This window comes from Rhodoferax lacus (assembly GCF_003415675.1).
GTDB lineage: Bacteria > Pseudomonadota > Gammaproteobacteria > Burkholderiales > Burkholderiaceae_C > Allorhodoferax > Allorhodoferax lacus.
On record NZ_QFZK01000006.1, the window covers coordinates 157,965 to 171,848 of the forward strand.

Below are 13,884 nucleotides of genomic sequence, written 5' to 3' on the forward strand. Positions count from 1 at the left end.
CTCAGTTCCGTTCGTGTCCCCCGCCCAAAGGCTTCGCCTTTGGGCTGCTCCGGTACTGAGCTCCACTGAGCGCCACACCGTCCTGATCTTGCCTGCATTGTTGGCGTGCTGACGACTGTGGCAGGCGGCGTTGGCCCGTGAGATAGCTTGGGTGTCGAGAGTCGGGTTTCGTGTATCAGGTATCCAACCCTTGCGTGCCAACCATGCTGGTAGCCGATGGTGCCGGGGTGGATGGTGCAGTGAGGTAAAGGAGGAGGCCGCAGGCCGGGGGACACGAACGGAACCATCTACCCCGGTGCCATCGGCCCGCACTACGCCAGCCCAACACAAACCTGCCGCACAAGTAATGCACAAACCAAACAAACAAACGGGGCGTCATAGCCCCGTCACTGCAGCGGCGGGTTCTTAGTGAACCGTGGCGGCAGCGGCCGCTTCGATTTCGTGGCGGTCTGCCGCGGCAAACAGGTCCTGGGCGAAGTCAGGGTCCTGGCTCTGGATGTCGGCGGCGTAGCTGCGCAGGGCTTCGGCTTCCTGGTAGGCCGTCTGAACCGGGCTGGCATCTGCTGCTGGCGAAAAAGTGTTGCGCACCAAGGCGCTGGCCAAATGCTTGAAAGCCACGGCGACTTCGCCCAAGGCGGCACCAATGCTGGGGCCTTGGTTTGCGGGCAGGGTGTTGAGGTTGAGTACGGATGAACTGGACATGGGATCCTCCTAAAAAGTGATCATGTTGCAGTGCAGTATAGGGTTAACCCTAGACATTTGACTAGGGTTAACCCTAGTACCCGTCGATTAAATGGGGAATTGGGTTGTAAGTTTGCAACAAGCTTTTTCAGCCTACGCCTTGGGATGCAACTCGTCGCGCTGCGCCAGCGTGGGAAACAGCTTGAGCCACGCAGCGGCAACAACCATGGTGCCAATGCCGCCCGAGACCACCGAGACCACCGGCCCCCAGAGGGCGGCTACGGCGCCCGACTCGAACTCGCCCAGCTGGTTGGAGGCGCCAATGAAGATGGAGTTGACGGCCGACACGCGTCCGCGCATCTCGTTGGGGGTTTCCAGCTGCACCAGGGTGGAACGCATGACCACGCTCACCGCATCGGCAGCGCCGGTGACCACCAGTGCCAACAGGGACACAGTGAAGCTGCGTGAGAGGCCGAACACCACCGTGGCCAGGCCAAACACGGCCACGGCCAGCAAGAGCTTGTGGCCCACCTGGCGCTCCAGCGGCCAGCGCACCAGCGCCAGCGACATGGCCAGTGCTCCCACGGCGGGTGCTGCGCGCAGCAGGCCCAAGCCTATGGGGCCGGTCTGCAGCAGGTCACGCGCGAAGATGGGCAAGAGGGCGGTGGCGCCGCCCAGCAGCACGGCAAACAGGTCCAGCGTGGTGGCGCCCAGAACCACCTTGCGATGCCAGACAAAGCGCACACCGGCCAGCACGCTGTCCCAGCTGGTGGCCAGTTGCGGCGGCGTATGGTCATAGCGCACGGTCAGCCCCAGCACGCCGCCCACGATCAGCAGCATGGCACTCACGGCATACACCGTGGCCGGGCCCAAGGTGTAGAGCACCCCGCCCAGGGCCGGGCCGCCAATGATGGCGGCCTGCATGGCGCTGGCGCTGATGGTCACCGCGCGCTGCAGCAGGGCGGGCGGCACCAGTTGCGGTGTGAGGGCCTGCTGCGCAGGCATCTGGAAGGCGCGCGCCATGCCCAAGAGCACCGAGATGCCGAGGATCAGCTCACGGCTGGTGAAGTGCCCATACAGCGCGGCCAGCAGGACGACAGCTGCCAGCGCCTGCGCGAACAGGCAGCAGGCAAAAATGCGGCCGCGGTGCATATGGTCGGCCACATGGCCAGCCGGCAGGGTCAGCAGCAGGGCGGGCACGAACTGGAACAGACCCACCAGGCCCAGGTCCCAGGCACTCGATGTGAGGTCGTACATGTTCCAGGCCAGTGCCACCATCAGCATCTGCGTGGCCGTGGTGCCGTTCAGCCTTGCCAGCCAGAAGCGCGCAAAGGCGCGGTGCGAAAACAGGTCGGCCAGGCTGTTGCCCGATGCCGTGGGCAGGGCCTCTGCCTGCACTACAGGGGCGCGGCGTCAGTTTCCGGGGCTGCGTCGGTGTCTGCCGGTGCATCCGCCTCTTGCTTCGCAGCAGGGCGCATGGTCAGGGTGCTTTGGCGCACAGCGGCCTTGTCACCGGCACTGGCAAACTTGCTGTACTTGCCCAGCACGCCCACCAGTTGGCCGTAGACGCGCGGGTTGCCGGCCATGCATTCCTGCTGGTCCAGAAAGTCCGACTCGCCAGAGAAGTTGCCCACCAGGCCACCGGCCTCGGTCACCAGCAGGGAGCCAGCGGCTACGTCCCAGGGCTGCAGACCTTTTTCGAAGAAGGCATCGGTGTAGCCCGCAGCCACATAAGCCAAGTCGAGTGCGGCGGCACCCGGGCGGCGCAATCCGGCGGTGCGGCGCATGACCTCGCCCATCATCACCAGGTACTGGTCGAAATCATCGCCTTCGCGGTAGGGGAAGCCGGTGGACACCAGCGACTCTTTGAGCTGCGTGCGCTTGGAGACGCGCAGGCGGCGGTCGTTCAGAAAGGCGCCGCGGCCCTTGGTGGCGGTGAACAGGTCGTTGCGGGTGGGGTCATACACCACGGCTTGCTCGACCTTGCCACGCACAGCCAGTGCAATGCTCACGCAGTAGGTGGGCAGGCCATGGATGAAGTTGGTGGTGCCGTCCAGCGGATCGATGATCCAGACGAATTCGGAGTCGCGTGCGCCGTGCTGGTTGCCCGATTCTTCGGCCAGGATGCCGTGGCCGGGGTAGGCCTGCAGCAGGGTTTCTATGATCACGGCCTCTGCAGCCTGATCGACTTCGGTGACAAAGTCGTTGGCCTTCTTCTGGCTGACACGAACGGATTCGATGTCGAGTGCGGCGCGGTTGATGAGGGAACCGGCGGCGCGGGCAGCTTTGACAGCCACGTTGACCATGGGGTGCAGATTGAGTGACATAGATTGTGGGGGGAAGAACTGGGGAGATGCCAACCCGGCGATGCAGGCGGCGACAATAGGTTCATTTTACCGGTTTCCATGCAGACACGTTTCATACTTATTCAGACAAGCCACGCCGGCAACGTAGGCGCTGCGGCCCGGGCCATGAAAACCATGGGTTTTGATGACCTGGTGCTGGTGGCTCCGCGCTGGGCCAATGTGCTGCGCCGCGAGGAAACCATCCAGCGCGCCAGTGGCGCACTGGACGTGCTGGACAAGTGCCGCATTGTGGACACGCTGGACGAAGCCCTGGACGGCATGACGCACCTGTGCGCCACCGCCATGACGCCGCGTGACTTCGGCCCACCCACCACCACGCCACGCCCTCACTTTGCGCAACTGGTGGCTGACATGCAGGCCGCCCCAAGCGAGGCTGCCCAGCAAACCGGCGTGGCCTTTCTGTTTGGCTCCGAGCGCTTTGGCATGCGCAACGAAGACGTGTACCGCTGCCACACCTGCCTCTCCATTCCCAGCAACCCGCAGTTTGGTTCGCTCAATATCGGCGCAGCCCTGCAGGTGATTGCCTATGACTGGCGCCTGGCTCTGGGTGGCTTTGCCGATGCGCCGCCCCTGCCGCAAAGCTCAGCCAAGTTGGCGGATGCGGCGCAGGTCAGCGGCATGCTGGGTCACCTGGAGCAGGCTCTTGTGGCGCTGGAATTTCTGGACCCCGCTGCACCCAAGAAGCTGATGCCGCGCCTCAATGCCTTGTTCAACCGCGCGGGTGTAACGCAGGAAGAAATCCACATTCTGCGCGGTATTGCCAAATCCATTCTGCAATTACCTAATGTGCAGCAGGCACCGCTTGCCAAGCCCACGCCCGACACATTGGCAAAGAGCCTCCCGGCAGAGCCACGCTGACTCAGCGTTTAGACTAGACCGCATGTTTAATCGCCTACGCTCTGACATCCAATGCATTCTGGACCGCGACCCGGCCGCACGCAGCCGCTGGGAGGTGCTGACCTGCTATCCGGGTTTGCACGCCGTGCTGCTGCACCGCGTGGCCCATGGCTGCTGGATACGTGGCTTTTTGTGGTTGGGCCGTTTTATCTCGCACATCGCGCGCTTTCTCACCGGTATTGAAATCCACCCCGGTGCCAAGATCGGCAACCGCGTGTTCTTTGACCACGCCATGGGCACGGTGGTGGGCGAGACCGCAGAGATCGGCGACGGCTGCACGATTTACCAGGGCGTGACCCTGGGCGGCACCTCCCTCTACAAGGGCGCCAAGCGCCACCCCACGCTGGGCCGTGATGTGGTGGTGAGTGCGGGTGCCAAGGTGCTGGGTGGTTTTGAGGTGGGTGACGGCGCCAAGATCGGCAGCAATGCGGTGGTCATCAAGCCGGTGCCAGCAGGCGCTACGGCGGTGGGCATTCCGGCGCGCATTATCCAGACCAAGCCGGGGGAGAGCGCTGACGTGGCCGCACCCGATGGCAAGTTTTCTGCCTATGGCATCACCAAGGAAGACGATCCGCTAAGCCAGGCGCTGCATGGTTTGGTGAACAACGCGGCCTCGCAGGATCACCAGATTACGCTCTTGTGGAAAGCCATTGAAACCCTGTCGGCCCACCGCGATATAAAGGGCGATTGCGTACCGGCCGATGCCGCCCGCACCGAATGCTTCGAGGCCGAAAAAATCAACCAGCTGGTGGGCGAATAGGCTTCACAGCCGTCTTGGGGCGAAAGGCCTTGCAGACGCTGTCATCGGTTTCCAGGTACGGGCCGCCGATCAGGTCGATGCAGTAGGGTACGGCGGCAAAGATGCCCGCCACCTTGGGCCTGCCTTCTGCGTCCTTGAGCCCTTCCAGGATTTCGGCAATGGCGCGGGGCTGGCCCGGCAGGTTCATGATCAGCGTCTTGCCGCGAATCACCGCCACCTGGCGCGACAGAATGGCCGTGGGCACAAACTCCAGGCTGATGCGGCGCATCTGCTCCCCAAAGCCAGGCATCTCCTTATCAGCTACTGCCAGCGTGGCCTCGGGGGTGACGTCGCGCAGCGCCGGGCCCGTGCCGCCGGTGGTCAGCACCAGGGCACAACCGGCATCCACCAGCTCGATCAGGGTCTGGCTGATGGTGGACAGATCGTCCGGAATCAGGCGCGCCTCAAAGCTGATGGGGTTGGTCAGCGCACGGCCCATCCAGTCCCGCAGAGCAGGCAGGCCCTTGTCTTCATAGATACCGCTGGAGGCGCGGTCGCTGATGGAGACAATGCCGATGGTGATGGCCTCGGGGCCGGAGCTGGCTTCAGTCATGTACGTGCTTCTCGTGCGGTTCGGGGCGAGTCGTCTCAGGCGTCGGTGCCTGTGTAGCCTTCGTCGTCAGCCAGGCTGGGTTCGGGCTGCTCCTGCGCGGCAGTGAGTGCTTCGCGCACCAGTTGAAAAATATCGCGGTAGGCGCGGCCATGGCGCGGGGCCAGACCGGGCTTCTCGGGCTTGGCGTCCTTGCGGGCCTGTCGCACCAGGGCGCGCAGGTTCTGGCTGTCGGTGGAGGGGCTCAGGGTGATCCACTGGCCTAGGGCATCGTCATCGGCCACCAGGCGGTCGCGCCACTGCTCGGCCTGGTGCAGGAGCATGGTTTCCTTGGCGGAGGGCATGTGCTGCTCTTCCAGGGCGGCACGGATTTCATCGTGCTTGCTGTCTTCGAGCTTGCGCATGAGCTTGCCGATGAACTGCATCTGGCGGCGTATGCCTTCGAAGTTGGTGATGCGCTTGCACTCAGCCACCGCATCCACCAGTTTCTCGGGCAGGTCCAGACGGGCCATGTAATCGGCGCGCAGGGTCAGCAGTTCCTCGCCGAGTTTTTGCAGCTCGGTGCTTTCGCGTTTGAGGTCGGTACGTGTGGCTTCGTCGGTGCCCTTGAGCTCGCGCTTGAATTCGAGATCGAGTGCGCTACCCTCGGCGACGAAGAGGCCCCGGACGTAATAGCCCTTTTTTAGTTTGCGTGACATAGCCAGCTATCATAGCCGTCGCCATGAAGAAACCCCCATCCATACCCGCCGCCCCGTCCGCAAAGTCCCCCAGCACACTGAACGTGGCGGCCAAACCGTCCGACAGCGGCTTTGCCTACACCCTGCCGTTCTTTGAATCGTTGGTCGATATCGCCCTGGCCGAGGCCAAGAAGGCCGGAGCCACTGACGCCGGTGCCGAGGTGTCCGAGGGCTGTGGCCTGAGCGTGTCGGTGCGCAATGGCGAACTGGAAAACGTGGAGCGCAACCGCGACAAGTCGCTGGGTGTGACCGTGTATGTGGGCCACCGCCGCGGCAATGCCAGCACCTCCGATTTTTCGCAGGCCGCCATCGCCCAAACCGTGCGCGCCGCCTATGACATCGCCCGCTTCACCGCCGAAGACACCTTTGCCAGCCTGCCCGATGAGGCCGACATGTCGCCCCTGGCAGACCGCAAGCGCGAGCTCGATCTGTTCCACCCCTGGTCGGTGACCAGCGAGCAGGCCGCCGAGTTGGCGCTGCAATGCGAAGCCGCCGCCCTGCGTGTGGACAAGCGCATCACCAACAGCGAGGGTGCAGCGGTATCGGCCCAGCAGTCGCAGTTCTTCAGCGCCCACACCCATGGTTTCCGGGGTGGTTATGCCACCTCGCGCCATTCGCTCTCGGTCTCACCGATTGCGGGCAAGGGCGACGACATGCAGCGCGACTCCTGGTACAGCTCGCAGCGCAAATCGTCCGACTTGGCCTCACCCGAGGCGGTGGGCCGTTACGCCGCAGAGCGGGCCCTGAGCCGCCTGAAGGCGCGCAAGATTGCCACCGTGGAATGCCCGGTGCTGTTTGAGTCGCCGCTGGCGGCTGGCCTGTTGGGTACCTTTGTGCAGGCCGTGAGTGGCGGCGCACTGTACCGCAAGAGCACGTTTTTGCTGGACAGCATGGGCCGGCAGGTATTTCCCAAGCACATCGACATTTTTGAAGACCCCTTTGTCATGGGCGGCAAGGGCAGTTCGCCCTTTGACGACGAAGGCGTGCGCGTGCAGGCCCGCCAGGTGCTTGAAGCGGGCAAGGTCCGTGGCTATTTCCTCAGCAGCTATTCGGCCCGCAAGCTGGGTATGCGCACCACCGGCAATGCCGGCGGCTCACACAACCTCACCTTCACCTCGCGCCTGACCCAGCCGGGAGACGATCTGGACGCCATGCTGCAGCGCCTGGGAACCGGCCTGTTTGTCACCGAACTGATGGGGCAGGGCGTGAACTATGTCACCGGTGACTATTCGCGCGGCGCCAGCGGCTTCTGGGTGGAGAAGGGGCGCATCAAGTACCCGGTGCATGAGATCACGATTGCCGGGAACATGAAGGCCATGTTCAAGGGCATCCTGGCTGTGGGTGCGGACACCTACAACTACGGAGCTAAAACCGTTGGCTCGGTGTTGATTGATAAGATGAAGGTGGCGGGGAGCTAGGTTTTTTTGTTTTTGAGTGGGGCTTTTCCCTGCGGGGCTTTTGTAGCCCCCCCTATCCCCCCCGCCCCTTTCGCCCCCGCCGGGGCGAAAGGGGAGCCAAAGCGGACAGCCGATTTGGTTGCCTCGCGCTGAAAACGTAATTACGAACGGGGCGTTGCCACTGCTATTGCTCGCCCAAAGCTCACGCGACCAGTTCCGAGCGCCGGAGACAACCCTTGCGAATAGCGAATAGCGAATAGCCAATCGCGAAGCACCAACGTCAAAAAACCGATCCCGGTAAGCCGGTAGCCGAGGCGACGCAACCAAATCGGCTGTCCGCTTTAGGCACCCCTTACCCCGACGGGGGGTAAGGGGCGGGGGGGATGGGGGAGTCAAACCACAAAAGCCCCGCAGGAAATTACCTCACTGCCAAAGCCCAAAGCCTCAGCAATCCATCAGCCCGCGAGTGCAGTCTTCACAGCCGCCGATACAGCAGACATCTCCGCCTTGCCCGCCAAGCGCGTCTTCACCACCCCCATCACCTTCCCCATATCCCCAGGCCCGGAAGCTCCCAGCTCGGCAACAATGGCCCGCACTTCGACCAGCACTTCGTCTGCCGACATGCGCTGCGGCAAATAGGCCTGCAGCACCTTGATCTCGGCGGCTTCCTTGTCGGCCAGGTCCTGCCTTGCAGCGGACTCGAACGCGGCAATCGAGTCCTTGCGCTGCTTGATCAGCTTGTCCACCAGCGCCACCACGGCGGCGTCGTCCAGCACGATGCGTTCGTCCACTTCGCGCTGCTTGCAGGCGGCCAGCAGCAGGCGGATGGTGCCCAGGCGCTCGCTGTCCTTGGCGCGCATGGCGGTCTTCATGTCTTCGGTGATTTGGTCTTTGAGGGACATCGTGCTTCTCCTGATGGAATGCGGGACTCAGAATGACAAATGCCCGCCAGAGCGTCCCCAGGCGAGCATTTTTGGACCGTTTGGCTCTTGCGAGCCAGGCGGGCCGGAGGCTTGTGAGGGCCTCGTGTATGGAAACTTGGAACAGTTTCTTGGGCCGAAACTTAGAAAAGTTTCTTGGGCAATTGCATGCTGCGGATGCGCTTGTAGTTGCGCTTGACGGCCGCAGCCTTCTTGCGCTTGCGCTCTGCAGTGGGCTTCTCATAGAACTCGCGGGCGCGCAGGTCGGTGAGCAAACCGAGCTTTTCAATGGTGCGCTTGAAGCGACGCAGGGCTACGTCAAAGGGTTCGTTTTCTTTTACACGGATCGTTGTCATTACGTAATGAATTCCAGAATTGTGCTGCGCAATGGTCACGGGGGAAGATCGGTGCCCCACACGCCTTGCTCAGCGGTATTTCCCGTCTTAACTAGTATTGGCCGACGGGGGAATGCCAAATTAGCCTGCCATTATAGCCTTTGCGTGCCTGCTATTGACAAGCCCGCATCCCAAATGCGTCAGACGCCCGGCAGCAGGCGTGCCGCCAGCCCCTGGGCACAGGCAAAGCCACTGGCCCAGGCCCACTGGAAGTTGTAGCCGCCCAGCCAGCCGGTCACATCCACCACCTCGCCAATGAAGTACAGGCCAGGCTGGCGGCTCTCCAGGGTCTGGCCGGACAGGGCCAGGGTGTCCACGCCGCCGGCAGTGACCTCGGCCTTGCGGTAGCCCTCGGTGCCGGTGGGCGTGATTTCCCAGCGGGCAATGCGCTCGGCAAGAAGGTTGAGCACCTTGTCGGGCGCCTCGTTGATGGGGCGCTCGGCACTGCCACCTGCCGCTGTGCTGTGGGCCACCCAGGCATCGGCCAGGCGTGCGGGCAGCAGGGAGGACAGCTCGTTGGCCACGCGTTTGCGCGAGCTGGCCTTGGCCGTCTGCAGAAAGGAGGCCACATCGGTGTCGGGTGAGAGGTTCAGGCGGATACCAGTACCTGCTTGCCAATAGCTCGAAATCTGCAGCACGCCCGGACCACTCAGGCCCCGGTGGGTAAACAGCAGGTCTTCGCGAAAACGCGTGCTGTCCTTCTTGCCACCCGTGGCAATTTCCACCGGCAGCGACAAGCCCGAGAGCTGCGCAAACGGTGCCCAGGCCGCCTCGTCAAACGTCAGGGGCACCAGGGCCGGACGGGTCTCCACCAAGGGCAGCGCGAATTGTTTGGCAATGCGGTAGCCCAGGTCGGTCGCTCCAATTTTGGGGATGGACAGGCCCCCCGTGGCGATGACCAGGGCCCGCGCGCTCACCGTGCCCAGGCTGGTGTCGACTTCGTAGCGACCGGAGGCGCTGGTAGAGGTGCTTGTAGCGGTGCTTGTGCCGTCTTCGCCAGATGGAGCAGCGTCCGAATAGCGCACGGCGTTGACGCTACAGGGCTGCCAGCGCGTCACACCACCTGTTGCGCACTCGGCCAGCAGCAGGGTGATGATGTCCTCTGCCGAGCGGTCGCAAAACAGCTGGCCCTTGTGCTTTTCGTGGAAGGCTATCTGGTGGCGCCCCAGCAGCGCCAGAAAGTCGCGCGGCGTGTAGCGTGACAGGGCCGACTTGGCAAAGCGCGGGTTTTCGCTGAGGAAATTGGCAGACGACACATCCAGGTTGGTGAAGTTGCAGCGCCCGCCACCCGAGATGCGGATTTTTTCGGCCACCTTCTCGCCGTGGTCGATCAACAAAACCTTGAGGCCCTTCTGACCCGCCACCCCGGCACAAAAAAGACCGGCGGCACCGGCTCCCACGATCACGACATCAAATTGCTGCATGGGGAGAGCTTAGCGCCAACCCCGCGCGCTATCCCGTTCAGCCACCCGAGCGTTTGACCGCGAAGCCTTGGGCCTTCAGGAGCTCCATCACACGCTCCACATGGTCGCCCTGGATTTGCAGCGTGCCGTCCTTGGCCGTGCCACCAGAGCCACAGGCTGTGCGCAGCTGCTTGCCAAGTGCAGCCAGTGCGGCGGCGTCCAGTGGCAGGCCCTTGACCACGGTGACGCCTTTGCCGGCGCGCCCCTTGGTCTCGCGGCTCACGCGCACATTGCCATCGCCCACGGGCCGGGCGGCAGCGGCCTTGCATTGGCAGCTTGCCATGGGGTGTCTGCACTGGGGGCACATGCGGCCGCTGTCGGTGGAGTAGACCAGGCTGCTGTCGCTGGATCGCTTGTTCATAGGGCGTTGGAAAATGTCAGGGCCGTAAAGGACGAAACGCGTAGTATCCAACAGCCATGATGAACAACGACACCAGCACCCTCAAGCGCATCCTGCAGCAATGCCACACCATCGCCGTGGTGGGCTTGTCTGCGGATACCAGCCGGCCCAGCTTTGAAGTGGCCCGCTACCTGCAATTGCACGGCTACCGCATCGTCCCGGTGAACCCGCGCTATGCCGGCACCCCCATCTTGGGCGAGACCTGCTATGCCACGCTGGCCGACATTCCTTTTGCGGTGGATATGGTGGATGTGTTCCGCCGCGAGGAAGAGATGCTGCCGATTGCCGAGCAGGCCATTGCCATTGGCGCCAAGTGCCTGTGGCAGCAGCTCGGCATTGCCAACCTGCAGGCTGATGCCCTGGCACATGCCGCCGGACTGGATGCGGTGTGCAACCGCTGTACCAAGATTGACCACGCCCGCCTGATGAAAGACGCCACGCTGCCCACTGGCGTGCTGCTGCAGACGCGCGATGCCCGTGGCGTGGTCACACTTGCGCTGAACCGCCCGCAGGCCTTCAATGCCTTGAATGAGGCCTTGCTGGCCGCTTTGCAGGAAGCGCTGGACCGCCTGGCCGCAGACGACACGGTACGCGTGGTGGTGCTGGCCGCCCAGGGGAAAGCCTTTTGCGCCGGGCATGACCTGAAGGAAATGCGCGCCGCGCCCTCGCTGGCGTACTATGAAAAACTGTTTGGGCAATGCAGCCAGATGATGCTGGCTATCCGGCGCCTGCCGGTGCCGGTGATTGCGCGCGTGCAGGGCATGGCTACGGCAGCGGGCTGCCAGCTGGTGGCCATGTGCGACCTGGCCGTGGCCGCAGACAGCGCGCGCTTTGCCACCAGCGGCGTCAACTACGGACTGTTTTGCGCCACGCCTGCGGTGGCCCTGTCGCGCAATCTGGGCCGCAAGGCCGCGTTTGAAATGCTGGTCACCGGCGACTTCATCACGGCGCAGCAGGCGCAAGCGCAGGGCCTGATCAACCGCGCCGTGCCGGACGATCAGCTCGATGCCGAAGTGGAGCAACTCATCCACAGCATGCTGGCCAAGCCGCGCGTGGCGCTGGCCATGGGCAAGGCGCTGTTTTACCGGCAGCTGGAAGCAGGGGTGGAAGCCGCCTATGCGGATGCCCAGCAGACCATGGCCTGCAACATGATGGACCCCGCCGCACTGGAAGGCGTGCAGGCGTTTATCGAAAAAAGACCACCGCGCTTTTAGCAAAACAAGAGATAACCCCGCGCCGGGCCGCCCCAAGCGGGGTTAGCCCCCTTTGGGGGCAGAGAGCTACGCGCAGCGAGCGAACGTGGGGGCAATAACCCCGCGCCGGGCCGCCCCAAGCGGGGTTAGCCCCCTTTGGGGGCAGAGAGCTACGCGCAGCGAGCGAACGTGGGGGCAATAACCCCGCGCCGGGCCGCCCCAAGCGGGGTTAGCCCCCTTTGGGGGCAGAGAGCTACGCGCAGCGAGCGAACGTGGGGGCAATAACCCCGCGCCGGGCCGCCCCAAGCGGGGTTAGCCCCCTTTGGGGGCAGAGAGCTACGCGCAGCGAGCGAACGTGGGGGCAATAACCCCGCGCCGGGCCGCCCCAAGCGGGGTTAGCCCCCTTGGGGGGCAGAGAGCTACGCGCAGCGAGCGAACGTGGGGGTCACGTTCTTAGCGCCCACCCATGATGCGGTTGAGTGCCGCCGTGTAGATGTGGTAATTCTTGTTGCTCGGGTTGATCAGTCGCACCCGGTCCAGCAGCTCGCGCGCCTCGCCGGCGATGCGGTGGTCACGGCCTTCTTTGCTCAGCATGCCGATCAACAGGCCGCACAGGTTGATCAGGATGACTTCATTGTTGGGCATCTTGGCCGAGGCGCCACGCAGCAGGTTGGCGCCACCCAGCAGGTCACCACCCTTGGCCAGCGTCACGCCCTGGTTGTTGATGGCCACCACTTCGCCACTGGACTGGGCAATCAGCGCCTGGCCCTCGGCATGCATGCCCAAATCCTTGAACAGCCATTCAACGCTTTCGGCCACTTCCAGGTTTTCATGGTTGTTGCGCACCACTTCCTGCAAAAGGGTGCAGGCCTTGTCTTTCTGGCCGAGTGCAAACAGGGTTTTGGCAATGGCAATAGCGGCTTCTACGCTGACCCGGCCGGCGGCCTTTTCCATCAGCTTCTGGGCGTCAGCCATGACCGCTTCGGCGCGATCGACCTGCCCCATCTGGTGGTAGACGGCGCTCTCAGCAGCAGCGGTCTGGATGGCGGCTTCGGTGTTGTACTTGAACTCCTGCTTGCTCAGGGCCAGGGTTTTCAAGGCCTCGTAAGGTTCATTGCGGTCCGCCAGCACATGGGCCAGGCCGGTGTAGGCGCCAGGGGCTTTGTAGGGAGAAAACTCACCGATCTTGATGGTCTTCTCGAAGGCGTTTTGGGCCACATCGAGCGAGCCATTGCGGTAGGCCGTATCCCCCAGCATCTTTTGCCGGGTGGGCGAGTTGGGCGAAATTTTGACCGCCTCCAGCAGCACCTGTTCGGCCTCTGCGGTGTCGCCCAGACGGGTGCAGGCTTTGGCCAGCCAGTCCGAGGCCTCCATGTACACCGTGTGCTCGCGCAGCACCTGCTGAAAAACTTCCCTGGCCTGCGCAAACTGGCGCGCCTGGAAGTGGATCTTTCCAATGCCGGTCTGGGCCCAGGGCACATCGCGTGTTGCCAGAATGGATTGGAACAATGTGCCTGCCGTTGCGTACTCACCCATACCCAGCAGCAACTCACTCTTGACGCGCAAGATTTCATGCGGGTAGGGCACCTTGGCCTTGAGCTGTACATCGCATTGGGCAATCGCGTCGGCATAGCGCATGGCCTTGATGGCGGACTCAATGGGCGCCAGCACGTGCTTTCTGGCAATCAGCTTGCTCAGGCGGCTTTCCAGCACGACCTGGCTGATGGGCTTGAGCAGGTAGTCGTCGGGACGCACTTCGGCCGCGCCCATCACCATTTCGGGCGTCTTTTCGGCGGTCACCATGGCCCAGACCGTGGCCACACCAATCAGGTTCTTGAGCCGGGCCTCCTCCAGCACCTGCTGGCCATTGGGGCCGGGCCCCAGGTTGTAGTCGCAGATGACAATGTCGTAGCGGTTGGCGCTGAGCTGGGCAATCGCATCCCGCCCGCTGGTGGCCGTGTCTATGGTGGTGACGCCCATAGAGCGGACAAAGTCGCGCAGCATGGTGCGCATGCCCTGAAAGTCATCAATCACCAGGACGCTGGCTTTTCGCAGGGTGAGGGTCATGGTCTGGTGTGTCGTGTGC

General features: G+C 63.4%; 14 protein-coding genes and 1 pseudogene. 5 read left to right on the top strand and 10 right to left on the bottom strand.

Annotated elements, in window-relative coordinates:
• Positions 1–405: 405 nt before the first annotated feature.
• From DIC66_RS11990 to DIC66_RS12000, 3 genes are all read right to left on the bottom strand, one after another.
• On the bottom strand, positions 406–702 hold the full coding sequence (locus DIC66_RS11990) for a hypothetical protein (protein WP_117177460.1): 297 nt from the start codon (positions 700–702) through the stop codon (positions 406–408).
• A gap of 132 nt (positions 703–834) precedes the next feature.
• Complete coding sequence (locus DIC66_RS11995) at positions 835–2,064, bottom strand: MFS transporter (protein WP_117177604.1); 1,230 nt, start codon at positions 2,062–2,064, stop codon at positions 835–837.
• 14 nt (positions 2,065–2,078) lie between these two features.
• Complete coding sequence (locus DIC66_RS12000) at positions 2,079–3,008, bottom strand: inositol monophosphatase family protein (RefSeq protein ID WP_117177461.1); 930 nt, start codon at positions 3,006–3,008, stop codon at positions 2,079–2,081.
• A 78-nt stretch (positions 3,009–3,086) separates the two neighbouring features.
• Between DIC66_RS12000 and DIC66_RS12005 the strand changes: the two genes are divergently transcribed.
• A complete protein-coding gene (locus DIC66_RS12005; protein ID WP_117177463.1) occupies positions 3,087–3,905 on the top strand; it encodes an RNA methyltransferase in 819 nt (272 codons plus the stop codon).
• A gap of 22 nt (positions 3,906–3,927) precedes the next feature.
• Entirely contained in the window at positions 3,928–4,704 is a 777-nt protein-coding gene (gene cysE / locus DIC66_RS12010; protein WP_117177465.1) for a serine O-acetyltransferase, read from the top strand.
• On the opposite strand, the gene mog is transcribed toward cysE, so the two are convergent.
• Entirely contained in the window at positions 4,682–5,296 is a 615-nt protein-coding gene (mog, locus tag DIC66_RS12015; protein ID WP_117177467.1) for a molybdopterin adenylyltransferase, read from the bottom strand. The two genes, cysE and mog, sit on opposite strands and share 23 nt — an antisense overlap.
• A gap of 35 nt (positions 5,297–5,331) precedes the next feature.
• A complete protein-coding gene (gene yjgA, locus DIC66_RS12020) occupies positions 5,332–5,991 on the bottom strand; it encodes a ribosome biogenesis factor YjgA (protein WP_117177469.1) in 660 nt (219 codons plus the stop codon).
• A 23-nt stretch (positions 5,992–6,014) separates the two neighbouring features.
• Between yjgA and pmbA the strand changes: the two genes are divergently transcribed.
• The gene (gene pmbA / locus DIC66_RS12025; protein WP_117177471.1) at positions 6,015–7,448 is read left to right on the top strand and encodes a metalloprotease PmbA; all 1,434 of its coding nucleotides are present in this window, start codon (positions 6,015–6,017) and stop codon (positions 7,446–7,448) included.
• 434 nt (positions 7,449–7,882) lie between these two features.
• Here pmbA and DIC66_RS12030 read toward each other — a convergent pair whose 3' ends face one another.
• The 4 genes from DIC66_RS12030 to DIC66_RS12045 form a co-directional block, all read right to left on the bottom strand.
• Positions 7,883–8,329 carry a GatB/YqeY domain-containing protein gene (locus DIC66_RS12030; RefSeq protein ID WP_117177473.1) on the bottom strand — a complete coding sequence of 149 codons (447 nt, stop codon included), beginning with the start codon at positions 8,327–8,329 and terminating at the stop codon, positions 7,883–7,885.
• 161 nt (positions 8,330–8,490) lie between these two features.
• Complete coding sequence (gene rpsU / locus DIC66_RS12035; protein WP_105262375.1) at positions 8,491–8,703, bottom strand: 30S ribosomal protein S21; 213 nt, start codon at positions 8,701–8,703, stop codon at positions 8,491–8,493.
• 179 nt (positions 8,704–8,882) lie between these two features.
• Positions 8,883–10,166, bottom strand: a complete 1,284-nt coding sequence (locus DIC66_RS12040; RefSeq protein ID WP_117177475.1) for a BaiN/RdsA family NAD(P)/FAD-dependent oxidoreductase — start codon at positions 10,164–10,166, stop codon at positions 8,883–8,885.
• 37 nt (positions 10,167–10,203) lie between these two features.
• Complete coding sequence (locus tag DIC66_RS12045) at positions 10,204–10,566, bottom strand: translation initiation factor Sui1 (RefSeq protein WP_117177477.1); 363 nt, start codon at positions 10,564–10,566, stop codon at positions 10,204–10,206.
• Between the two features lie 59 nt (positions 10,567–10,625).
• On the opposite strand from DIC66_RS12045, the pseudogene DIC66_RS23460 reads away from it, so the two are divergent.
• Together DIC66_RS23460 and DIC66_RS12050 are read left to right on the top strand one after the other, a co-directional pair.
• Positions 10,626–11,009, top strand: a pseudogene (locus DIC66_RS23460) (CoA-binding protein); the annotation flags it as partial.
• A 21-nt stretch (positions 11,010–11,030) separates the two neighbouring features.
• Positions 11,031–11,819 (top strand): enoyl-CoA hydratase, encoded by a 789-nt coding sequence (locus tag DIC66_RS12050; protein WP_233505896.1) that lies wholly within the window; start codon positions 11,031–11,033, stop codon positions 11,817–11,819.
• Positions 11,820–12,251: 432 nt separating this feature from the next.
• Here DIC66_RS12050 and DIC66_RS12055 read toward each other — a convergent pair whose 3' ends face one another.
• On the bottom strand, positions 12,252–13,865 hold the full coding sequence (locus DIC66_RS12055) for a tetratricopeptide repeat-containing response regulator (RefSeq protein WP_117177481.1): 1,614 nt from the start codon (positions 13,863–13,865) through the stop codon (positions 12,252–12,254).
• Positions 13,866–13,884 lie beyond the last annotated feature (19 nt).

Coding starts and splice junctions, on each gene's coding strand:
- DIC66_RS12045 (WP_117177477.1), bottom strand. CDS start 10,566: ATGAACAAGCGATCCAGCGACAGCAGCCTGGTCTACTCCACCGACAGC.
- DIC66_RS12030 (WP_117177473.1), bottom strand. CDS start 8,329: ATGTCCCTCAAAGACCAAATCACCGAAGACATGAAGACCGCCATGCGC.
- yjgA (WP_117177469.1), bottom strand. CDS start 5,991: ATGTCACGCAAACTAAAAAAGGGCTATTACGTCCGGGGCCTCTTCGTC.
- mog (WP_117177467.1), bottom strand. CDS start 5,296: ATGACTGAAGCCAGCTCCGGCCCCGAGGCCATCACCATCGGCATTGTC.
- pmbA (WP_117177471.1), top strand. CDS start 6,015: ATGAAGAAACCCCCATCCATACCCGCCGCCCCGTCCGCAAAGTCCCCC.
- DIC66_RS12005 (WP_117177463.1), top strand. CDS start 3,087: ATGCAGACACGTTTCATACTTATTCAGACAAGCCACGCCGGCAACGTA.
- DIC66_RS11990 (WP_117177460.1), bottom strand. CDS start 702: ATGTCCAGTTCATCCGTACTCAACCTCAACACCCTGCCCGCAAACCAA.
- DIC66_RS12040 (WP_117177475.1), bottom strand. CDS start 10,166: ATGCAGCAATTTGATGTCGTGATCGTGGGAGCCGGTGCCGCCGGTCTT.
- DIC66_RS12050 (WP_233505896.1), top strand. CDS start 11,031: ATGAAAGACGCCACGCTGCCCACTGGCGTGCTGCTGCAGACGCGCGAT.
- rpsU (WP_105262375.1), bottom strand. CDS start 8,703: ATGACAACGATCCGTGTAAAAGAAAACGAACCCTTTGACGTAGCCCTG.
- DIC66_RS12000 (WP_117177461.1), bottom strand. CDS start 3,008: ATGTCACTCAATCTGCACCCCATGGTCAACGTGGCTGTCAAAGCTGCC.
- cysE (WP_117177465.1), top strand. CDS start 3,928: ATGTTTAATCGCCTACGCTCTGACATCCAATGCATTCTGGACCGCGAC.
- DIC66_RS12055 (WP_117177481.1), bottom strand. CDS start 13,865: ATGACCCTCACCCTGCGAAAAGCCAGCGTCCTGGTGATTGATGACTTT.